The 19,909-nt window shown below is 62.3% G+C and carries 21 protein-coding genes; 9 read left to right on the top strand and 12 right to left on the bottom strand.

The window, feature by feature from the left end; translation table 11 throughout:
- Positions 1-10: 10 nt before the first annotated feature.
- From G4D79_RS26345 to G4D79_RS26365, 5 genes are all read right to left on the bottom strand, one after another.
- Positions 11-1,042, bottom strand: a complete 1,032-nt coding sequence (locus G4D79_RS26345; protein ID WP_021333908.1) for an alpha/beta fold hydrolase — start codon at positions 1,040-1,042, stop codon at positions 11-13.
- A gap of 168 nt (positions 1,043-1,210) precedes the next feature.
- Positions 1,211-1,507 carry a DUF2516 family protein gene (locus G4D79_RS26350; protein WP_003941505.1) on the bottom strand — a complete coding sequence of 99 codons (297 nt, stop codon included), beginning with the start codon at positions 1,505-1,507 and terminating at the stop codon, positions 1,211-1,213.
- A gap of 95 nt (positions 1,508-1,602) precedes the next feature.
- Positions 1,603-2,430, bottom strand: a complete 828-nt coding sequence (locus G4D79_RS26355; protein ID WP_003941552.1) for a heparin-binding hemagglutinin — start codon at positions 2,428-2,430, stop codon at positions 1,603-1,605.
- Positions 2,423-2,929: a helix-turn-helix domain-containing protein gene (locus tag G4D79_RS26360; protein WP_003941483.1), complete on the bottom strand. Its 507-nt coding sequence runs from the start codon at positions 2,927-2,929 to the stop codon at positions 2,423-2,425. Before G4D79_RS26360 ends, G4D79_RS26355 begins: the two co-directional genes overlap by 8 nt.
- Before the next feature lie 103 nt (positions 2,930-3,032).
- Positions 3,033-4,313, bottom strand: a complete 1,281-nt coding sequence (locus G4D79_RS26365; RefSeq protein WP_020968906.1) for a DUF445 domain-containing protein — start codon at positions 4,311-4,313, stop codon at positions 3,033-3,035.
- A gap of 170 nt (positions 4,314-4,483) precedes the next feature.
- Here G4D79_RS26365 and G4D79_RS26370 point away from each other — a divergent pair, with 170 nt between their 5' ends.
- Together G4D79_RS26370 and G4D79_RS26375 are read left to right on the top strand one after the other, a co-directional pair.
- A complete protein-coding gene (locus G4D79_RS26370; protein WP_003941527.1) occupies positions 4,484-5,218 on the top strand; it encodes a TetR/AcrR family transcriptional regulator in 735 nt (244 codons plus the stop codon).
- 57 nt (positions 5,219-5,275) lie between these two features.
- Positions 5,276-6,130, top strand: coding sequence for a polyphosphate kinase 2 family protein (locus G4D79_RS26375; protein WP_054827968.1), 855 nt, complete (start codon positions 5,276-5,278; stop codon positions 6,128-6,130).
- A 16-nt stretch (positions 6,131-6,146) separates the two neighbouring features.
- Here G4D79_RS26375 and G4D79_RS26380 read toward each other — a convergent pair whose 3' ends face one another.
- The gene (locus tag G4D79_RS26380) at positions 6,147-6,368 is read right to left on the bottom strand and encodes a hypothetical protein (RefSeq protein ID WP_039973486.1); all 222 of its coding nucleotides are present in this window, start codon (positions 6,366-6,368) and stop codon (positions 6,147-6,149) included.
- 114 nt (positions 6,369-6,482) lie between these two features.
- On the opposite strand from G4D79_RS26380, the gene G4D79_RS26385 reads away from it, so the two are divergent.
- Positions 6,483-7,052 carry a DUF2231 domain-containing protein gene (locus G4D79_RS26385; protein WP_214514554.1) on the top strand — a complete coding sequence of 190 codons (570 nt, stop codon included), beginning with the start codon at positions 6,483-6,485 and terminating at the stop codon, positions 7,050-7,052.
- Between the two features lie 22 nt (positions 7,053-7,074).
- Here G4D79_RS26385 and G4D79_RS26390 read toward each other — a convergent pair whose 3' ends face one another.
- The gene (locus G4D79_RS26390) at positions 7,075-7,488 is read right to left on the bottom strand and encodes a DUF6292 family protein (RefSeq protein ID WP_003941464.1); all 414 of its coding nucleotides are present in this window, start codon (positions 7,486-7,488) and stop codon (positions 7,075-7,077) included.
- Between the two features lie 120 nt (positions 7,489-7,608).
- Between G4D79_RS26390 and G4D79_RS26395 the strand changes: the two genes are divergently transcribed.
- On the top strand, positions 7,609-8,877 hold the full coding sequence (locus G4D79_RS26395) for a glycosyltransferase (protein WP_003941555.1): 1,269 nt from the start codon (positions 7,609-7,611) through the stop codon (positions 8,875-8,877).
- 82 nt (positions 8,878-8,959) lie between these two features.
- Here the strand turns inward: G4D79_RS26395 and G4D79_RS35050 are convergent, their stop codons facing one another.
- Positions 8,960-9,547, bottom strand: a complete 588-nt coding sequence (locus G4D79_RS35050) for an STAS domain-containing protein (RefSeq protein ID WP_308216553.1) — start codon at positions 9,545-9,547, stop codon at positions 8,960-8,962.
- A gap of 247 nt (positions 9,548-9,794) precedes the next feature.
- Here G4D79_RS35050 and G4D79_RS26405 point away from each other — a divergent pair, with 247 nt between their 5' ends.
- Together G4D79_RS26405 and G4D79_RS26410 are read left to right on the top strand one after the other, a co-directional pair.
- Positions 9,795-10,226 (top strand): ATP-binding protein, encoded by a 432-nt coding sequence (locus G4D79_RS26405; protein ID WP_003941553.1) that lies wholly within the window; start codon positions 9,795-9,797, stop codon positions 10,224-10,226.
- Complete coding sequence (locus G4D79_RS26410; protein WP_003941515.1) at positions 10,223-11,017, top strand: RNA polymerase sigma factor SigF; 795 nt, start codon at positions 10,223-10,225, stop codon at positions 11,015-11,017. Before G4D79_RS26405 ends, G4D79_RS26410 begins: the two co-directional genes overlap by 4 nt.
- Positions 11,018-11,054: 37 nt before the next feature.
- Here G4D79_RS26410 and G4D79_RS26415 read toward each other — a convergent pair whose 3' ends face one another.
- The 4 genes from G4D79_RS26415 to aceA all read right to left on the bottom strand — a co-directional run bounded on the left by G4D79_RS26415 (position 11,055) and on the right by aceA (position 16,936).
- Entirely contained in the window at positions 11,055-12,095 is a 1,041-nt protein-coding gene (locus G4D79_RS26415; RefSeq protein ID WP_042452947.1) for an NAD(P)-dependent alcohol dehydrogenase, read from the bottom strand.
- Between the two features lie 72 nt (positions 12,096-12,167).
- Positions 12,168-14,474, bottom strand: coding sequence for a 5-methyltetrahydropteroyltriglutamate--homocysteine S-methyltransferase (metE, locus tag G4D79_RS26420; RefSeq protein WP_214514555.1), 2,307 nt, complete (start codon positions 14,472-14,474; stop codon positions 12,168-12,170).
- Positions 14,475-14,565: 91 nt separating this feature from the next.
- A complete protein-coding gene (locus G4D79_RS26425) occupies positions 14,566-15,462 on the bottom strand; it encodes a 3-hydroxybutyryl-CoA dehydrogenase (protein WP_003941541.1) in 897 nt (298 codons plus the stop codon).
- A 184-nt stretch (positions 15,463-15,646) separates the two neighbouring features.
- A complete protein-coding gene (gene aceA / locus G4D79_RS26430; RefSeq protein ID WP_003941533.1) occupies positions 15,647-16,936 on the bottom strand; it encodes an isocitrate lyase in 1,290 nt (429 codons plus the stop codon).
- 504 nt (positions 16,937-17,440) lie between these two features.
- Here aceA and G4D79_RS26435 point away from each other — a divergent pair.
- The 3 genes from G4D79_RS26435 (at position 17,441) to fmdA (ending at position 19,785) form a co-directional block, all read left to right on the top strand.
- The gene (locus G4D79_RS26435) at positions 17,441-18,064 is read left to right on the top strand and encodes a serine/threonine protein kinase (RefSeq protein WP_223304378.1); all 624 of its coding nucleotides are present in this window, start codon (positions 17,441-17,443) and stop codon (positions 18,062-18,064) included.
- A 79-nt stretch (positions 18,065-18,143) separates the two neighbouring features.
- Positions 18,144-18,431, top strand: coding sequence for an FmdB family zinc ribbon protein (locus G4D79_RS26440; RefSeq protein WP_037129638.1), 288 nt, complete (start codon positions 18,144-18,146; stop codon positions 18,429-18,431).
- 94 nt (positions 18,432-18,525) lie between these two features.
- Complete coding sequence (gene fmdA / locus G4D79_RS26445) at positions 18,526-19,785, top strand: formamidase (RefSeq protein WP_042923284.1); 1,260 nt, start codon at positions 18,526-18,528, stop codon at positions 19,783-19,785.
- Positions 19,786-19,909 lie beyond the last annotated feature (124 nt).

Raw genomic sequence — 19,909 nt, forward strand, 5'->3', positions numbered from 1 at the left:
CTGCGTTGCGCTAGAGATTGCGCAGTCGCACGATTTCCTTGTCGAACTCGTCGATGTTCTCGATCGACGACATGTGACCGACGCCCGGCAACACGATTAATCGTTCGAGGTTGCCGGCGTCGTCGAGGACCTGCGCAAGCTTGCGCGCATGGACCGGCGGAGTGAGCCGGTCGAGCGAACCGACGAGCACGGTGGTCGGCACTTCGAGATTGTCGAGTCCCTCGTGAATGTCGAGGGTGCTCAGCGCTGCTCCCCAACCTCCACGGATGCGGGGCTTGCACTCACGAACGATGTTCTCGCAGAACTGAATCTCGGCCTTGGTCGCGTTCGGTGACATCGAGACGTACTGGATCGCCTTCGTCATGGCGCCCGAGGAGACGAACGGAACGGGCGAACTGAGGATGGCGCGGCCCACGGGGACCGGCACGCGAGGGAAACGATTGGGCAGTGGGATGACCGTGGTCTCGGCGATCAACCTTTCGCTCGCGGTGCTCGCGAGCATGACCGCCGACGCGTACTTCTTGACCTCGTCGGGGTGACGACCCGCCCAGGCGATGATGCTCATCCCGCCCATGCTGTGACCGACGATGACGGCCTTCTTGTCCTCACGAACGGTGGCCGCCAGCACTGCAGAGAGATCGTCGGCAAGGACGTCCGGGCCGAGCGGAAGATTGCCGACGGTGCTGCGGCCGTGACCGCGCTGATCGTAGGTGATGACCCGATATTCGCCGGCAAGCGCATTGACCTGCGGGTACCAGAATTCGGTGGAGCACGTCCAGCCGTGACTGAGAACGATCGGATCGCCGTCGACGGGACCGTAAGCCCGGACATTGATGATCGCACCGTCGTCGGTGGTCAGTTCGCTGATGTCAGCTTTGAGAGTCGGAGTCTTCAGGAGTGCATTGGGCTCGACGTCGCTCGACAGAGTCAACCCACGCGTGGATCGCCGATGACGGATCCCAGCGACGGCCGCGACGAGTGCTCCCACTCCGACGGCGCCTGCCAGTACTCGAAGCTCTGTGGTGCGCGAACGACTGGACATGCATTTACCCCTGACTGCTGCTGACGACAGACGGATGCAATCTATGTGTGACTGCCGTTAACCGACACTATCACTCGAACAACGCCCGTTGTCAGCGTTGGAGAGAAGAGTGGGGCAGCACACCATGAGCCGGGAACCACGGCTCGGAATGAGCGGGAGTGCGGCAAACTACCAGCGAGAACCGCCGTGCTGAATGTCGTCCACCCGCGGGCGAACGTCGACGAGATACACGCACACTGCAACGACCGCGATGATGCCCAGGAGCCCGACAGGGGACGTCGCCAAGAGAATCAATGCCGCGACGATCAGAATTCCCAGCCAGATCGGCTTGGTCAATTTGTTGACCGCGGTGAAAGCGTCAGGACGCTGCCTGACGGCATGAACGATCGCGTAGACAGCACCCACCAATGCGAGCACTTTGAGTGCGAGAAAGATCAGACCGACTAGCCCATCGACTTGAGTCACAACTACATCCTAAGTTCTCATCCGGTTCCCGACGAACACGAAGGCTCCCACACTCGGCTGAGCGCGGGAGCCTTCGTCAGGTGGAGCTGGGCAAATCAGGCCTTCTTGGCCGGAGCAGCCTTCTTGGCCGGAGCCGGTGCGGTGGCCTTGGCCGGAGCAGCCTTGGCGGGTGCAGCCTTGGCCGGAGCGGCCTTCTTCGCGGCGGTGGTCGCGCGCTCCTGGACGTCGGAAGCAGCAGCGGTCACGCGAGCGGCAGCTTCCTTGGAAGCCTCGTCAGCCTGGTCACCGAGGTCGAGGACCTTCAGTGCAGCCTCGTCGCCTGCGTCGGCGATCTTCTCACCGGCGTCAGAGATCTTCTCGCCGACCTCTTCTGCGGTGTCGGAGATGCGTCCGGCAGCGCGGCCGGCCAGCTTGGCAGCCTGCTCGCCCACGGCGCGCGTCTGACGAGCAACGGTTCCGAGTGCGTCTTCGGTCAGCTCGACGGCGTCGCCGAGTGCCGACTCTGCAGCAGCGATGCCTTCTTCGACTGCGGGCTGCTTGCGGATGCGCTCGACTGCGTCTTCGCCACGTTCTGCGAGGGAGTTGTACAGATCTCCGGCAACCTTGAGGTATGCCTCGGCGACCTTGCGGAGTTCCTCGGGTGAGAACTTCTCGCGCAGCTCGGCAAGCTCTTCGGGCAGCTCGGACGGCAGGCCGGCGAGACGCTCGCGCAGCGCATCGACGCTCTCGGCAACGTCACCCTGGACGGAAGCGAGCTTCTCGCGAGCACCGTCGACACGGCCGTTGACATCGCCCTGGGTGTTCTCGGCGCGCTCACGAACCTGAGCAACTACATCGGCCACGGCCTGGACAACCAGGTCGCCTGCGCCGACGGCGGCGTAGAGCGAGGTCTTGACGCTGTCGATGGCGTTCTTGTCAGTCATCTTGTTCTCCTAGTGAAGTCTCGGTGTCTGGAATTGCGGCCGATTCAGCGAAATCGGGCGCTGCGGCTGGTCTTGACGACTCGTTCTCGCGACAGAACGAGTCGTAGATTTCGAGCAGTACTTGCTTCTGCCGTTCGTTGATGGCCGTCTCGGCCAACACCGCGTCCCTGATGGGACTGTGCGGGCGTTGCTCGAGATATCCCGCTTGGACGTACAGCACTTCTGATGAGACTCGAAGGCCCTTGGCGATTTGCGCCAGTACGTCCGCCGACGGTTTGCGCAATCCGCGTTCGATCTGACTCAGATACGGATTGCTGACGCCGGCGAGTTGAGCGAGTTGGCGCATCGAAACTTGGGCGGCTTCCCGCTGTGCACGAATGAACCCCCCGATGTCGTGTGCCGCAGAGCTGACGACGCGAGCTGCCAAGTCGCTTGCTCCGGCTGCGGCACCGGATGATTCACGATCTCCGTCATCGGAGTTCGTCGACTTCGCTGGCATTGCGTCCTCCCTTTCCAGTGGACATTTCCCAGGATAGGAGAGGGTGCTAACTATTGCAAGCACTACTGCTAGCACTCGTGGTGGACGTCACATACCGGACAGCTCAGCCGAAGATGAGCGTCGAAATCGTGTAGATCAGCAGTCCGGCGATCGAGCCCACAACGGTGCCGTTGATACGGATGAACTGAAGATCTCGACCGACCTGCAACTCGATCTTCTGGCTCGCTTCGTCGGCGTCCCACCGCTCGACGGTGTCACTGATGACTCCAGTGATCTCGTCGGTGTAGTTCTCCGCGATGTACTTGGTGCCCTGCACCAGCCAGCCGTCGACCTTCTCACGCATGGACTCGTCGTCACGCAGCCTGACTCCGAAGCCGGCGACGTTCTCGGCGACCTTGGTCCGCAGGGTGCTGTTCGGATCGTCGACGGACTCCATGATGAGCCGCTTGGCAACCTGCCATGTCGACGACGCCAGACCCGTCACTTCCTCGCGACCCATGATCTCGGCCTTGATCCCCTCGGCCTTCTTGATGGTCTCCGGGTCGTTCTGCAGATCATCGGCGAAGTCGATCAGGAAGCGGTTGGCGGCGAGGCGTACCTCGTGTTCGGGGTTGGAACGGACCTTCCAGGTGAACTCGACTAGTTCCTTGTAGATCTTCTCCCCCAGCATGGCGTCGACGAACTTCGGCGACCACGCGGGCGAATCGCGAACGATCACACGATCGATCGTCTCCTGGCTGCCGAGAGCCCACTGATGTGCCCGCTCGGCAAGCAATTCGATGATCGGCAGTTGCTTGTTGTCCTTGAGAAGTTCACCGAGCACTCGGCCGATCGGCGGTCCCCACATGGGCTCGGCCAGACGCTTCACGATCGTGTTGTCGATGATCTGGGCGATGTCCTCGTCGCGAAGAACCTCGACCATGCCGCGCAAGACCGTCGACGTCTCGGCGGCGACGCGAGCGGCGTTGGCAGGTTCGGCCATCCACGTTCCGAGCCGCAGCGGAATCTGCGCCTGCTGCACCTTGGCCGACACAACCTCGGGAGCCAGGAAGTTTTGACCGACGAATGAGCTCAGGCTGGCTCCGAGCTGGTCTTTCTTACGCTTGATGATGGCAGTGTGCGGGATGGGAAGGCCCATCGGATGACGGAAGAGCGCGGTGACGGCAAACCAGTCGGCAAGCGCGCCGACCATGCCCGCCTCGGACGCGGCCCGGACGTACCCGACCCACTCTCCGGCGCCGCGGGATTCCTGCCACCGGCAGAAGATGTAGACCACCGTCGCGAAGCCCAGAAGGCCAGTAGCGAAGACCTTCATCTTGCGAAGGTCCCGACGCTTGGCGGCGTCGTCGAAGGCGGAGAGGCTCAGTTGCTGCACCCTCGCCATTGTGCCGAAAGGTGTGACGCGGCGTAGCGCGAGCGACACGAAGTCCGATTCTGCAGGACCTAATCCCCCGAACTGCGGATGTGAGTGCCCGAGATAAAGGCGCGGACATTAAGCTGGACCGGAAAGTAGACCGATCGGACGTGGCTCGCACCACAGATATGAGATGACTCGTGGCCAAGAATGCCGTGCAGGACAACGAGCAGGTAGACGGCCCAGTCGTTGCTGATGCGAAGCCCGAGAAATCCGACGGTCGTAAGCGTCGTTGGCGTGAGCACAAGATCGCTCGCCGCGAGGAACTCGTCGACGGCACCATCGCCGCCATCCGCGCGCGCGGCCGTGAGATCGGCATGGACGAGATCGCGTCCGAGATCGGTGTCTCCAAGACCGTGCTCTACCGATACTTCGCCGACAAGAGCGACCTCACCACCGCCACGATGATGCGGTACGTCGAGACCATCCTGTCGCCGCGTATCTACGAAGCGATCAGTGGCGATCTCGACGATTTCGAACTCACCCAGGCGAGCATCACCGCATACGTCGAGACGGTGGCATCCGACCCCGACATCTACCTCTACGTCATGGCCAACGGCGCCGGCGCCAACCGCGACGTCGTTGCCGATTCCGAGCGCATGATCGCCGAATTGCTCTCCACGGTGTTGGGCAATCGTCTTCGCGAGATGGAGATGGATTCCGGCGGTTCGCTGCCGTGGGCGTTCGGGATCGTGGGCGGAATTCAGCTCGCGACGCACTGGTGGATCTCCAACAAGTCGATGTCCGCGGAATCGCTGATCGACTACCTCACGATGATGACGTGGGGCGGCATCACCGGCATAGCTGCGGTCAACGGATCACCGGCCAAGTTCAAGTCGGTTCCGCATCCCCTCGTCAAGCCTGCCGAGGACTGACTCGCCCGAGACCGAACTTTCGAGCCGCCGGGCGCGATCCTGTGGCACTCTTTCGGCATGGCACAAGACTCGCTGTGGGAAACACCGGCCGCCAAGACCCTGCGGGCGGAGCCCGGGTTCGAACTCGATCAACTCGATCGCAACAGCACTCCGGGATTCACCGGAAACAAAGCTGACGGCGAACGTCTGCTCGAGGAACGCGGCGCGGTTCTGTCCGACCTGCAGGAGTTGCTGTACGCCAACGGCCGGTCCGGGGACAGTCGTTCAGTCCTGCTGGTTCTGCAAGGAATGGACACCGCAGGCAAGGGCGGCATGGTCCGACACGTGATCGGTCACGTGGATCCTTCGGGAGTTCAGCACGCGGCCTTCGGCGTCCCGACCGAAGAGGAAAAGCAACATCACTACCTTTGGCGGATCAAGAAGGAACTCCCCCGCGGCGGCTATCTCGGTGTGTTCGATCGCTCCCACTACGAGGACGTCCTGGTAGTGCGCGTCCACGATCTTGTCCCGGAGGATGTCTGGAGCAAGCGCTACGACGAGATCAACCAGTTCGAAAAGGAACTCGTCGACGCCGGAACCACCATCGTGAAAGTCGCGATGTTCGTCTCGCTCGACGAGCAGAAGAAGCGACTCGAAGAACGTCTCGACCGCCCGGACAAGTACTGGAAGTACAACCCCGGCGACGTGACCGAACGCGGTTTGTGGCCTGCATATCAACAGGCGTATCAGGCAATGCTCGACAAGACGTCGACCGAGCACGCGCCGTGGTACGTCGTGCCGTGTGATCGGAAGTGGTACAGCCGCATTGCGGTCACGGAGCTACTGATCGACGCTCTGGAAAAGCTCGATCTCGACTGGCCCCCTGCCGACTTCGACATCGAGGCGGAGAAGGCACGACTCGCACAGTCTTGATCAGAAGCAGGCCTGATCAGAACAGGTGTGGGGATTCGCGGTGCACTTTGTGGTCGTGACGCACAGTACTGGCGTACAGGGCTACCGCGAGGCCGATGCACGCGACGCCGGCGAGGCCGGCGATCAATGCCCAACCACCCTGGCCTGAACCTGCCGCCACCAGAAAACTGCCGAGGCAGACCACTGTGGCCAGCACCAGGAAATACGACGCCCACGCTGCAAAGAGATTGAGCTTCATCGTTCGCTCCTCCGGTCGGATCTCTTTCGTTTCGACCGTACGCCGGAGCATGACGGTCGACAAGACACTGCCGTCGCGAGGTTTCCCGACGTCTACGCCGGGTAGCCGAATTACATGGACATCGGAACTCTTTATCGCGGAATCGAATCCACTCGCGGACTGGACGGTCCGTCCACTGGCCTCAGGCGCAGAATCCTCGAGATCACGGAGCGATCCGACCGATCGCGCACTGTCGCCGCACTTCTGCGCGGCGCCGCCGTCGGGCATCCCATCCATCCTGCCCTCGTGACCATTCCCGCGGGCGCGTGGACGGCTTCGTTGGTCTTCGATGTTCTAGGCGATCCGCAGACTGCACGACGGCTGATCGGGCTCGGATTGGTTTCGACTCCGCCGGCTTTGCTGACGGGATGGCTGGACTGGTCCGAACGTGGCGACGTCGCACGCCGAGTGGGGCTGGTGCACGCGGCGTCGAATGCAGTGGGGATCTGGTCTTTTGCGGCGTCGTACAGGCTACGCGGAAAGGACTCACTCGCGCTGGCGCGAGTGCTGTCGGTGCTGGGGCTCACCGCGGTCGGTGTCGGTGGCGCGCTCGGTGGTCACATCGTTTTCAAGCTCATGGACGATCCGGCCGTCGAGGCTGCAGCGACTCCGGTTCTCGATCCCATCCTGGATGTAGTCAACTGAGCCGATCGGACCTCGATACTGTTCAGGCGTAAGCACTTCCGGAGTAGCTCCGCAGTTCTCGCGCGGTCTCGTCCGAATCCGCCAATGGTCTGTTCATGACCCAGTGTGGGCTGCGCGTACCCAGTGTCGCGGCAAAATCGGCGACGGCGTCCGGGGTCGGCACTGCGTGTTCGCCCAGATATCCGAGAACGATGAGGTCCTCCCCTGATCTGGTCTCCACGGCCAGGGCCCAACCGCACGTCTCCTCCCACAGCAAAGCCACCTCGCGCCCGGGGAAACGCGGCACAGTTCGGTCCAATGCGATGTAAGCCTCCAGAGGGTGCTCGCGCCTGCAACACCACTGCTCGATGCCGGCCCCCACACCGACCGCCACCCGTTGTACGTACCGCTCGAACCCGAGTCCGACGGTTGCGTCGACCAGCATTTGTTCTGTCATCGAACCTCACTCCTCGCCATCGTGTTTGGAATGTGCCCAGCGCTGACCGCGTCGAAACCCGGTTCAGATCACGGACTCCGGGTATCCCCAGACGAACCGATCAAGTGGAGAGGGGACCCGATGAAGTACTCGCCCGCTATGGCTCCCGGACGAATGCTGAAGATCTCCATGGTGTCGGTGAACGCCGATCCACTCGCACCGGTGGGCTGCTCGGCAGCCGGTGCACAGAACCTGCACGTCGACGAACTGTCTGCCGCCTTGGTTCGTGCCGGACACGACGTCACCGTCTTCACCAGGCGTGCCCACGTCGGTGGGCCGGACCGCGTTCGCGCCCGCGCCGGGTACTCCGTCGACTATCTCGAGGCCGGCCCGACGCAGGCTCTTCCGGATGCCGACATCCTCCCTCACCTGGGAACCTTTGCCAGCATTCTGCGCGCTCAGTGGAGTACCGACCGACCCGATGTGGTGCACTCGCACTTCTGGATGTCCGGTGTGGCAACGGAACTCGCGACCCGATCGCTCGGCATCCCCGTACTTCAGACATTCCATTCCCTGGGATCTGCGGCGCACCGCCACCTCGGAGCAGCCGACGACAGCCCCTCGGAGCGGACTCACCTGGAACCGTTGATCGCCAGGGGCGCAACCCATGTCATCGCGACCAGTTCGGACGAAATCTTCGATCTGGTCCGGCAGGGATCACCGCGATCACGGACCACGATGGTGCCCTCGGGCGTGGACACCGAAGCATTCACCCCGGAGGGACCCGCCGCGAAGAAAACCGCACCGCATCGATTGATCTGCGTCGGAAGACTGGTGGAGCAGAAGGGCTTCGATGTTGCCGTCGCCGCGCTGGCTTCGCTGCCGGATACGGAGTTGGTGGTGATCGGCGGGCCACCCGTCGCGCAACTGAGCACCGACGAAGTGGCGATCCGCTTGGTCAAGCTCGCCGAGCGCCTCGGCGTCGCAGATCGCGTCCAATTGTTGGGACGGGTTCCGCACCGCCAACTACCGAAACTGATGCGATCGGCCGACGCCCTCGTGTGCACCCCTCGATACGAACCGTTCGGAATCGCGGCACTGGAAGCAATGGCGTGCGGAGTTCCCGTAGTCGCGACTCCTGTTGGCGGACTGCGGGATACGGTGATCGACGGACTCACCGGGCGTCGGGTCCCGGTCAACAACCCGGTGGAAACCGCGCGCGCAGTCCGCCATCTTCTCGACGACGAGGACGAAGGCGCGGCGTTTGCACGGCAGAGCCGGGCCCGAGCGTGCGAATCGTATTCGTGGGATCACGTCGCCACCGAAGTGGTCCGCACCTACGGCCGCTGCGTCACAGCACCGCCGAGAGCCCGCCAACACAAGGGCACTCACCGAAGTGAAGTGCACTGACGCTGACGGGCTCTACGAAACTGAATTCACGAAGGTGATTTCACGAAGGTGATTTCACGAAGCTTGGACTGAAACTGCGTGATCAAGCGGGGAAACGTCGGGTCTCTTCGAGTCCGATTGCATGATCGAGCGACTCGTAGCAGGCAAACATCGACTCCTGACCAGCTGCTTTGAGCAACCTTTGCACCGGGCGGGCGCAGACGAGCGCGAGTGTGCCGCCCACGTCGCGTGATCGCGTCGACAGGACCGACAGTACGGACAAGCCGCACGTCCCCATGAATTCGAGTTCGGATAGATCGACGACCAGCGTCCGGTCCGCGGCCACGTGGTACGTCAAGAAGTCACGAAAAGCATTGGCGCTCATCAGATCGATCTCACCACGAACTTTGATCACAGCGGTGTGTGCACTGATGCGGTGCGCGTGAAACGATGCGGTCGCTGTCCCGGTCGCGGGAGGTCCGTAGTCTACCGATCCCTTCGCCGCGTTCGTAAAGCCTGAAATAGATGATCCTGGAACAACAGTCATGGTTCTCCCATCCCGCAACGGTTTACACTCTGCAAAAGAGAAGGGACCTCCGAAGGAGACGCACGATGAACGGGTCTCCAGAAATACGGATAAATCCCTCATCGGCTGTGTGCTCAACCTCGGTTTGAAACAGTACGCCAGCATGACGGACGTCACAAGTGCGTTGCGACCATTCGTTTCGGTGTTCCGAACAAAAATGTGGTTTGGTCTGCGGTTCCGCGAGGTAATCCGATGTTGCGATCGCCAACGGTCGTGAGCAGAATCGTGTCGTTTACCCCGGCACCACCATCGACCAAATTTCGTGTTCGGGGGTCACTGTGAAGGTCGGGATGGGTATCGTTCTCGGCACCAGACTTCACCGCGACCCCTGGTACGACGATCCGGAGAACTTATGGCACACCTCAGCGCACTCGAGCCCGATCAGGATCAGACTCAGCCAGTTGTGGAGTTGAGGATTCAAGCGACTCTCGATCAGCTGTCGATTTTGCGTGCACTGGCCGCCACCGTTGCCATTCAGGAAAACTTCGACCTCGACGCCATCGCCGACATCAAACTGGCCATGGACGAAATCTGTACGCATCTGATCGTTCGCGCTGCGCCTGATTCGGTTCTGGTGTGTCGGTTCGTCTTCACGCCGCCGCAATTGCACGTGTCCGTGTCCACGACGACCACGGAGTACGAGGACAGCAGTCAGCGTTCGTTCGGGTGGCACATCCTCACCGAACTCACCGATTCGATTTCGCTCGACCAGGAAGAGAACCTCGGCGGCGTCGGCTACATCACCACCATGAAGTTCACCAAGGCCCTCAGCGGGCGCCTGTGACCGCTTCCGCAGACGGCCCGTCACGCCCGCGTCGGCGGTCCACCGACGAATATCGGGACGTAATACCAGTTTTCGAGGAACTGCGGACCCTCGAGCCCCACAGCCCGGAGTACGAACGAGTGCGCACTGCACTCATCACCAGATGCCTACCGTTGGCCGAGCACATCGCCAGACGATTCGACGGTCGTGGCGAGGCACACGACGATCTGGTTCAGGTGGCGCGTCTCGGTCTGGTCAACGCCGTCGACCGTTTCGATTCCACGCGCGGATCCGATTTCGTCTCCTTCGCAGTTCCCACCGTGATGGGCGAGGTTCGACGACACTTCCGCGACACCGGTTGGGCATTGCGGGTTCCCCGCCGGATGAAGGAGTTGCACTTCCAACTCGGGCAGGCCATCAGCGAGCTGTCACAACAGCTCGGGCACGCGCCGACCGTCGACGAGTTGGCCGAGACGTTGGGGATCGAACGCGAAGAAGTTGCCCAGGCCTTGATCGCCGGCAACGCGTATCAGACGGTCTCGGTCGACGGTGCCGCGTCCAATCACACCGACGATCTCCCGCTCGTGGAAACACTCGGTGACTACGACGCAGCACTCGAGAACGTCGAGAATCACGAGGCGTTGCGTCCGCTTCTCGACAAGCTGCCCGAGCGAGAGCGGACGGTGTTGATGCTCAGATTCTTCGGAAATCTGACGCAGACACAGATCGCCGAGAAAGTAGGTGTGTCCCAGATGCACGTGTCGAGGTTGCTCGCGAAGACGCTGAGTAATCTTCGCGAGCAACTCGACTGAGCTCCGCGAACAATTCGACTGAGCAGGATCGAGCGGGTCAGATTGTTGCGGTGTCGATCACGAATCGGTATCGGACGTCGCTCTTGATCACGCGCTCGTAAGCGTCGTTGATGTCGCTCGCCGGGATCAGTTCGATTTCTGCGCCGATGCCGTGCTCGGCGCAGAAGTCGAGCATCTCCTGTGTCTGCGGGATACCTCCGACCATGGAGCCGGCGAGGCTACGACGGTTTGCGGCGAGCGAGAATGCTCGAACTTCGATCGGCTTCTCGGGCAGGCCGAGTTCGACGAGAGTGCCGTTGATGGCGAGCAAGGACATGTAGGCATCGATGTCGAGGTTGACCGAGACCGTGTTGAGGATCAGGTCGAACTCGCCACGAAGAGCCTTGAACGTCTCCCGGTCGTTGGTCGCGTAGTAGTGATCGGCACCGAGACGAAGGCCGTCTTCCTTCTTGCCGAGCGTCTGGCTCAGGACGGTGACTTCCGCGCCGAGCGCCTTGGCGATCTTCACACCGACGTGACCGAGGCCGCCGAACCCGATGATGGCGACCTTCTTGCCTGGGCCGGCATTCCAGTGCCGCAGCGGTGAGTACAAGGTGATGCCCGCGCACAGGAGCGGCGCTGCAACGTCGAGTTCGATGCCCTCCGGGATCGAGAGCACGAAGTGCTCGGTGACGACGATGTGCGTCGAGTAGCCACCCTGAGTGCGCTCGCCGTCGCGGCCGGTGGCGTTGTACGTACCCGTCACACCCTTGCGGCAGTACTGCTCTTCACCGGCGGTGCAGGCGTCGCACTCCCCGCACGAGTCGACGAAGCAGCCGACGCCCACTCGGTCGCCGACCTTGTGCTTGGTGACATCGGACCCCACGGCGGCGACGACGCCGGCGATTTCGTGTCCGGGGACGATCGGGTACTTCGCTCCGCCCCACTCGTTGCGAGCGGTGTGGATGTCGGAATGGCAGATGCCGGCAAATTTGATGTCGATGAGAATGTCCAGTGGACCGAGCTCGCGGCGTTCGACAGTGGTCTTCTCGAGGGGACCGTCAGCGGACGTCGCGGCATAAGCAGCAGCAGTAACCATGCACACATGCCTACCCGTGCATGGAGGGACCTGCAACTCGCAGGCCCCTCCATGACTTGTTCTTTACGTGACTTACCCGGCGTCGCGCTCGGCTTGCTCGGCCCGACGACGCAGGCGCCTCGCGGCCGCAACCATATTGCGCAGCGAAGGCTCGAGTTGCCACGGATGGCGGGTCTTGAGGCCGCCGTCCGGGTTTGCCCACAAGCGATCGAGAGAGATCGATTCGCTTGCCTCAGTGAGCAATTCGTCGAGTTCGTCGATGTCGGGAATCCGAGCCGAGCGAGATTCGTAGACACCGGGGCCGACGCCGTGCGTGAGCGCGCCTTCCTTGAGTGCTTCGAGAACCCACGTGATGGAGCGGGTCGCGACGATAGCCGTCACATCGGCGTCCAACCGTTCGATGGCGTCGACCACCGACGACCGAGCGGAGTACGTCAAATGTGTGTGGATCTGTGTTTCCGGCTTCGCTCCACCTGTTGCCAGACGGAACGCGTCGACGGCCCACTCCAGGTAGGCCTCCCGGCCGTCCTCACGCAGTGGCAGCAGTTCACGAATTGCCGGTTCGTCCACCTGGATGATGGCGATTCCGGCAGCTTCGAGATCCGCGATTTCGTCTCGAATGACAAGTGCCAGTTGCTCTGCCGTTTCGTAGAGCGGCTGATCCTGGCGAACGAACGAACGGGCGATCATGGTGACCGGACCCGTCAGCATGCCCTTGACCGGCTTGTCGGTCAGCGACTGCGCGTACGCGATCCACTCGACCGTCATCGGCTTCGGACGTGCGATGTCGCCGTAGAGAATCGGCGGACGAGTGCAACGAGATCCGTAGGCCTGAACCCAACCGTTGTGCGTGAAGGCATAGCCCTCGAGCAGTTCGGCGAAGTACTGGACCATGTCGTTGCGCTCGTGCTCGCCGTGCACGAAAACATCGAGACCGATGTCCTCTTGCAGACGGATTGTGCGCTCGATCTCTTCCTGGATGCGCTTGTAGTATTCGTCCCACTCCAAACGCCCCTGGCCGAGTTCGTAACGAGCCTGGCGAATCGCGTCGGTCTGCGGGAACGAACCCAGTGTCTGGGCCGGCACCAAGGGCAGATTCAACCGTTCCTGCTGAGCCTTACGACGCTCCTCGTACGGTGCACGCACACGATCTTCGGGCTTGATCGCGTTCACCCGAGCACGGACAGCGTGCTTGAGCTTGAAGTGCACCTTCGTCGGACGCTTACGCCACTTGTCCGAAGGACCTTCGGTGAGCGCCTTCGCCAGTGAGACGACTTCGCCGACCTTCTGCTTCGCAAAAGCCAGACGGTCTGCGACGTCTCCCGGAATGTCGTACTCGGAGAGCACGTCGTACGGCACGTGCAGCAGCGACGACGACGTGGAGACGACGAGGTCAGGCACAACATCTTTGAGTTCGTTCAGGTACGTCAAGGTGTTGAACCGGTCGACGCGCCAGACGTTGCGACCGTCGACGACGCCCGCGTAGATGCGCTTGCGCTTGATGTTCGGCACCGCGGCCAGTTCCTCGGCCGTGATCTTGCCGTGCACCAGGTCCAGACCGAAGGCTTCGATCTTGGTGGGCGCCAAGATGTTGAGGGCTTCGCCGAACTTGCCGTACGGACCCGTCACCAACAGGCGCGGGCGCAGCGGGGCCGTCGAAAGCTTCTCGTACGCACGTCCCAGAGCGGCTAGCTCCTCGGGGGTGCGGTCCTCGGTGACCGAAGGCTCGTCCAACTGAACACAGGTCGCACCGGCCTTGGCGAGCTGCTCGAAGAGCTTCTCGTACTCGGGCAGGAGCGCGTCCAACAGGTCGAGCGGGGTGAAGTTCGGATCGGACTTCTCGGTGGCAGGTCCGACCTTCGAAAGCAGAAGCAGCGAGACGGGCCCCATGATGACGGGGCGCAATTCGATGCCGCGCGCCTTCGCACGTTCGAACTCGTCGAGAAGTGCATCCGAGTTGAGCGAGAACACTGTGTTCGCGTCGATCTCGGGCTGACGGTAGTAGTAGTTCGTACCGAAGAAGCGCACCAGCTCGAGAGGCGGGAAGTCCGGGCGGCCGCGGGCCATCGTGAAGTAGAAATCGAGCGGCTCGAGGGCGCCCTCGAGCGGCTTGAACCGCTCCGGCACTGCGCCGAAGAGCAGCGCATTGTCGAGCACGTGATCGTAGAAGGAGAAGGTGTTGCCGGGAACCTGGCTCAATCCCGTCGCAGCCAATTCGCTCCAGGTCGATTCCTGGAGTTCCTTGGCGACCGCGAGAAGTGCGTCCTTGTCCGAAGTGCCGTGCCAGTAGGACTCGAGGGCGCGCTTGAGCTCACGGCGCGGCCCGATGCGCGGATACCCCAGGACGCTGGAGCCGAATGCTGCAGTGCTGCTGGACATGCGGTCGACCTTTCTAACCGAGGGGCGCGAGCGCCCTGTGCGCCTTTGTGGTAGCCGGAACTACCAGAAAGGCGCACAGGGGCGTTGGGCCTTAGCTTGCCTGCTTGGTGGAGCGACCGTTGTCGGCGTATTCGTAGAAGCCCGCGCCGGACTTCTTGCCGGTCAAGCCGGCTTCGACCATACGCAGGAGCAGCGGCGGAGCGGAGTACAGCGGCTCCTTGAACTCTTCGTACATGGAGTCGGCGATGGACTTGACGGTGTCGAGTCCGACCAGGTCCGTCAGAGCCAGCGGACCCATGGGGTGCGCGAGGCCGAGAACCGTTGCCTTGTCGATGTCTTCCTTGGTCGCGAAGCCCGACTCGACCATGCGGATCGCCGAGAGCAGGTACGGCACCAGGAGTGCGTTGACGACGAAGCCGGAGCGGTCGGCACTGCGGACGACCTGCTTGCCGAGGATGTCGCTGGCAAAAGCCTCGGCGCGCTGCGAGACGGAGGCACTGGTCTTGAGCGTCGTCACCAATTCGACGAGCGGCAGAACCGGAACCGGGTTGAAGAAGTGCATGCCGATGACTCGCTCGGGACGCTTGGTCGAGATGCCGAGCTTCATGATCGGGATCGACGACGTGTTGGACGCGAGAACCGCATCCGGGTCCGTCACGACCGCGTCGAGCTCGGCGAAGATTTCGCTCTTGATCTTCTCGTCTTCGACGACGGCCTCCACGACGAGCTGGCGGTCCGCGAAATCTCCCAGATCGGAGGTGAAACGCAGACGCCATGCGGCCTGCTCACGCTCACGTTCTGTGATCTTTCCGCTGCTCACGCCGCGGTCGAGCGAACGCAGGATGCGTGAACGCCCGGCTGCTGCAAGCTCGCGAGTCTGCTCGAAGACCAGAACATCGACATGTGCGCGGGCGCACACCTCGGCGATTCCGGCACCCATGATTCCGGCGCCGATAACGCCGACGCGCTGAATTTTTTCGCTGGTCACGTCAGCTCCTTGTTTGTCTCGTGGAGTTTGTCTGGTGAAGGTGTTGCAAAACAAGCACTTCGAACTGCGTCGACGCTGGTGGCCGACGCAATCGGAACTGCCTTGAAGACGAGAGAAAGTAGTGCGGTGATACAAGCAGGGGAGAGACCCGAAGCCGAGCCTCTCCCCCACCCGAAGTCAGTTCTTAGTGGAACTGTCCCTCTTCGGTGGAGCCCTTGAGAGCTGCCGTCGAGGTGTTGGGGTCAACGGTGGTGGCGATGGTGTCGAAGTAGCCGGCGCCAACCTCACGCTGGTGCTTGATGGCGGTGAAGCCACGCTCTTCGGCAGCCTTGAACTCGCGCTCCTGCAGGTCGACGAATGCCGTCATGCCTTCGCGGGCGTAGCCGTAGGCAAGGTCGAACATGCCGTAGTTGAGCGAGTGGAAGCCGGCCAGCGTGATGAACTGGAACTTGAAGCCCATTGCGCCGAGCTCCTTCTGGAACTTCGCGATGGTCGCGTCGTCCAGGTGCGCCTTCCAGTTGAAGGAAGGGGAGCAGTTGTAGGCCAGGAGCTGGTCCGGGAATTCGCTGCGAACGGACTCGGCGAACTTCTTTGCAACCTCGAGATCCGGCACGCCGGTCTCCATCCAGATGAGGTCTGCGTACGGTGCGTAAGCCTTGGCGCGAGCGATGCAGGGCTCGATGCCGTTCTTGACGCCGTAGAAGCCTTCAGCCGTGCGGGTTCCGTCGAGGAACGGGCGGTCACGCTCGTCTACGTCGGAGGTGATGAGGGTTGCGGCCTCAGCGTCGGTGCGGGCGATGATGACGGACGGAACGTCCGCGACGTCGGAAGCCAGGCGAGCCGAGGTCAGGGTGCGGATGTGCTGCTGCGTGGGGATGAGCACCTTGCCGCCGAGGTGGCCGCACTTCTTCTCCGAAGCGAGCTGATCCTCCCAGTGGACACCGGCAGCGCCGGCGCCGATCATGGCCTTCTGCAGCTCGTAAGCGTTGAGAGCGCCACCGAAGCCGGCTTCGGCGTCGGCAACGATCGGAGCGAGCCAGTTGCTGACGGAGGTGTCACCCTCGGTCTTGGCGATCTCGTCGGCGCGCAGCAGTGCGTTGTTGATGCGACGGACGACGGTCGGAACCGAGTTGGCCGGGTAGAGGCTCTGGTCCGGGTACGTGTGGCCCGAGAGGTTCGCATCGCCGGCAACCTGCCAACCGGAGAGGTAGATGGCCTTCAGGCCGGCGCGAACCTGCTGCACAGCCATGTTGCCGGTAAGTGCACCGAGGGAGTTGATGTAGTCCTCGTTGTTCACGAGATCCCACAGGATCTCGGATCCGCGACGAGCGAGGGTCTGCTCCTCGACGACGGTGCCCTGGAGCTTGACGACCTGATCGGCCGTGTAGTTACGAGTAACGCCCTTCCAGCGAGGGTTGGTGTCCCAATCCTGCTGGAGCTCAGCTGCGGTCTTCGGGGTGCCGGTGGTCGACATCAAGACTCCATCTCTTTGATCTGCTGGTCCGGCCTGTTGTGAGCAGTACGTGCGTACTACTTCACATACTTGCCAGGCCCTTCTTGTGTACTTACCGAGAATGGCACATCGAAAAAGTGCCGTCTACCTGTTGCTAATGCCAATCTTCGCTACCTTTTCAACACACTTTGCTAAGTCTGTGAAGATTCCTACGCGGCTGGTACTACCCAATCGGACAGGTTCCGTACTGGCGAGTAGGAAAGAAACCGCAGGCTGTGAACGAAATGCACTCAACTCCGCCGCTTGCGAATTCCGGCAGTTCGCACGCCACTCGGAACAGGCCTGTCCGCTACTTCGGAGCCAACTTCACTACCCGCGAGTGACCGCAATCACTCCTCGGCAACAGCCTTCGCTCGGGCGATTCCAGGGATCTACCCGTCAGAAAGCCACAGACAACCCATTCGCCGGCCATATGCTGTCGAACCATGACTTGTCGTTCGACGCCCCCGACCGGGCGATAAAGCGGTGCCGGACAACTATCAGCGGCCACCGAACAACCAGGCATGGTCGCAATCCGGTCCACAGCCGCCGCAGTTGGGCTACCGAGCCGCGCCGCAGTCGTATCCCCCGCCCCAGGGATTCCCGCCTGCACCGCCACGTGGAAATCCGCCGCCGCGTCGGCCCGGCTGGGTGATTCCGGTATCCGTAATCGGAGTCATCACTGTGTTGGCTCTCTTCGGCGGGCTTGCCTGGGTCCTCTGGCCGAAGGACGTCCCCAACTCGGCCGCCGGTGGCGCCGCCCACACCACCATCAGCGCCGCGAACACACCCGGCACCACGACAACCGCTCCCAGCACGACATCCCCGACGACCACACGCGCCGCGAACTTCCCGGCCGGTGCGTCCGCCTGCCCCGGCGGGCAGCCGGCCGGAAGTTACAAGGAGTCCGCGACAAGTGGGGGCAAAACTTCATGTGAGTTTGCCGAGGCGGTTCGGATCGCCTACGGGAACTCCGGTGCAACCGGTGCATCCAGCACCGTGTCCGCACGTAGTCCGGTGACCGGCAAGGAGTACACGATGGCATGCAAGGTGACCTCCGGCATCGTCACCTGTACCGGCGGAGACAACGCGGTTGTGTACTTGCGCTGACGGGCGCAATTGCGGCATCGGCAACCCGGTGCGTGTCGTTCCAGTGTCGCACTTACGGATCCTCCGATAGCGTGACCGCATGCCTCTGTACGAGTTTCGCTGTACCGGCTGCGGCCCGCTCGAGCGGTCGTTCGCGATGGCCGAAGTGCCCCAGTCGATTACTTGCCCCCAGTGCAGTCTCGAGTCCAAGCGGGTGGTCTCGTCTCCCCGGTTGAGTCACGCGTCGTCGGCCGCGATGGGTCTACTGGACAGCACTGCTCGATCGGCTCACGAGCCTGCCGTGGTCAGTGGGTCGCTACCCGGCCGCGGCCGGCAATCTGCGCCGACGACATCCAATCCGTTGCACCGCAAGCTACCTCGCCCCTGAGCGTCTTCACCGCGCGTCCTCGCCGTGAGTCCCGATCCGACACGAAAGTCCTGCCGCCACGAGTTTTCCGTTTCTTCGAGAATGAGGAGTGCATATGCCTGAACTGCTGTTTCCACTCGATTCCGCCAAGAAATTCACCGACCAGGCAATCGTCGGCCACAATCGGTGGCACCCGGACATCCCAGCGGCGGTGACGGTGAAACCCGGTGATGCGTTTCGTGTCCATTGCCGCGAATGGTTCGACGGCGCAATACACAACGACGACTCGGCCGACGACATTCTGAATGCACCACTGACCACGGTCCACACGCTGTCCGGCCCCTTTGCCGTCGAAGGCGCGAAGCCCGGCGACCTCTTGATCGTCGACATCTTGGATATCGGGCCTATCCCCCAAGAAGATTCGGGTCCGTTGGCCGGCCAAGGCTGGGGGTACACCGGCATCTTCCCTCGGAACAACGGCGGTGGCTTCCTCACCGAACAGTTCCCCGACGCGTACAAGGCCGTCTGGGATTTCTCCGGCCAAACGGCGACGTCGCGTCACATTCCGCACGTCTCGTTCACGGGCATCGTCCACCCGGGACTCATGGGCACGGCTCCGTCGGCAGCCTTGCTCGCCAAGTGGAATGCCCGCGAGGGCGCCCTCATTGCCACCGATCCCAATCGGGTTCCCCCGCTTGCACTTCCGCCCGAGCCCCGCGATGCAGTACTGGGAACCTTGACCGGTGACGAGTACACACGCGTGGCCGGCGAGGCGGCTCGTACCGCTCCCCCGCGTGAGAACGGCGGAAACCAGGACATCAAGAACCTCACCAAGGGCAGCCGAATCTTCTATCCGGTGTTCGTGGACGGTGCGAATCTGTCGGTCGGCGATCTTCACTTCTCCCAGGGCGACGGTGAGATCACTTTCTGCGGTGCCATCGAGATGGGCGGCTTCATCGATCTTCGTGTGGACATCATCAAGGGCGGAATGGATACCTACGGTGTTTCCGAGAACGCCATCTTCATGCCGGGCAACACGGATCCGCAGTATTCCGAGTGGCTTGCGTTCTCGGGCACTTCCGTCACGTTGGACGGCGAACAGAAGTACCTGGATTCACATCTGTCCTACCAGCGTGCGTGCCTGCATGCGATCGAGTATCTGACCAAGTTCGGGTACGCGCCAGAGCAGGCGTACCTGCTACTCGGTGCGGCGCCGATCGAGGGTCGCCTGTCGGGTGTCGTGGATATCCCCAACTCGTGTTCGACGGTCTATCTCCCGACTGCGATCTTCGACTTCCCCCTTGCACCCTCGTCGAGCGGGCCGTTCCAGATCGATCCCGGAATCGGCGCCCCTCGTTCGGAGAACAGGGTCTAGGCCTCCGGCCCCATGAGTGGTTAGGGAGTGCCGAGGCTCCTCAACCACTCACGGGGGCGGAGCCCCTGTGCGAAGACTGCGAACCCACCTTTGCGAAGCCGGACTGTCACTCGTATCCTGGGAA

The sequence above is a fragment of the Rhodococcus sp. WY5 genome (genome assembly GCF_018588185.1).
Taxonomy (GTDB): domain Bacteria; phylum Actinomycetota; class Actinomycetes; order Mycobacteriales; family Mycobacteriaceae; genus Rhodococcus_F; species Rhodococcus_F qingshengii.

Bases quoted from the DNA above. Each gene is read 5' to 3' on its own strand.
- G4D79_RS26345 (WP_021333908.1), bottom strand. From the start codon at position 1,042: ATGTCCAGTCGTTCGCGCACCACAGAGCTTCGAGTACTGGCAGGCGCC.
- G4D79_RS26355 (WP_003941552.1), bottom strand. From the start codon at position 2,430: ATGACTGACAAGAACGCCATCGACAGCGTCAAGACCTCGCTCTACGCC.
- G4D79_RS26360 (WP_003941483.1), bottom strand. From the start codon at position 2,929: ATGCCAGCGAAGTCGACGAACTCCGATGACGGAGATCGTGAATCATCC.
- G4D79_RS26365 (WP_020968906.1), bottom strand. From the start codon at position 4,313: ATGGCGAGGGTGCAGCAACTGAGCCTCTCCGCCTTCGACGACGCCGCC.
- G4D79_RS26375 (WP_054827968.1), top strand. From the start codon at position 5,276: ATGGCACAAGACTCGCTGTGGGAAACACCGGCCGCCAAGACCCTGCGG.
- G4D79_RS26380 (WP_039973486.1), bottom strand. From the start codon at position 6,368: ATGAAGCTCAATCTCTTTGCAGCGTGGGCGTCGTATTTCCTGGTGCTG.
- G4D79_RS26385 (WP_214514554.1), top strand. From the start codon at position 6,483: ATGGACATCGGAACTCTTTATCGCGGAATCGAATCCACTCGCGGACTG.
- G4D79_RS26390 (WP_003941464.1), bottom strand. From the start codon at position 7,488: ATGACAGAACAAATGCTGGTCGACGCAACCGTCGGACTCGGGTTCGAG.
- G4D79_RS26395 (WP_003941555.1), top strand. From the start codon at position 7,609: ATGAAGTACTCGCCCGCTATGGCTCCCGGACGAATGCTGAAGATCTCC.
- G4D79_RS35050 (WP_308216553.1), bottom strand. From the start codon at position 9,547: ATGCTGGCGTACTGTTTCAAACCGAGGTTGAGCACACAGCCGATGAGG.
- G4D79_RS26405 (WP_003941553.1), top strand. From the start codon at position 9,795: ATGGCACACCTCAGCGCACTCGAGCCCGATCAGGATCAGACTCAGCCA.
- G4D79_RS26415 (WP_042452947.1), bottom strand. From the start codon at position 12,095: ATGGTTACTGCTGCTGCTTATGCCGCGACGTCCGCTGACGGTCCCCTC.
- metE (WP_214514555.1), bottom strand. From the start codon at position 14,474: ATGTCCAGCAGCACTGCAGCATTCGGCTCCAGCGTCCTGGGGTATCCG.
- aceA (WP_003941533.1), bottom strand. From the start codon at position 16,936: ATGTCGACCACCGGCACCCCGAAGACCGCAGCTGAGCTCCAGCAGGAT.
- G4D79_RS26440 (WP_037129638.1), top strand. From the start codon at position 18,144: ATGCCTCTGTACGAGTTTCGCTGTACCGGCTGCGGCCCGCTCGAGCGG.
- fmdA (WP_042923284.1), top strand. From the start codon at position 18,526: ATGCCTGAACTGCTGTTTCCACTCGATTCCGCCAAGAAATTCACCGAC.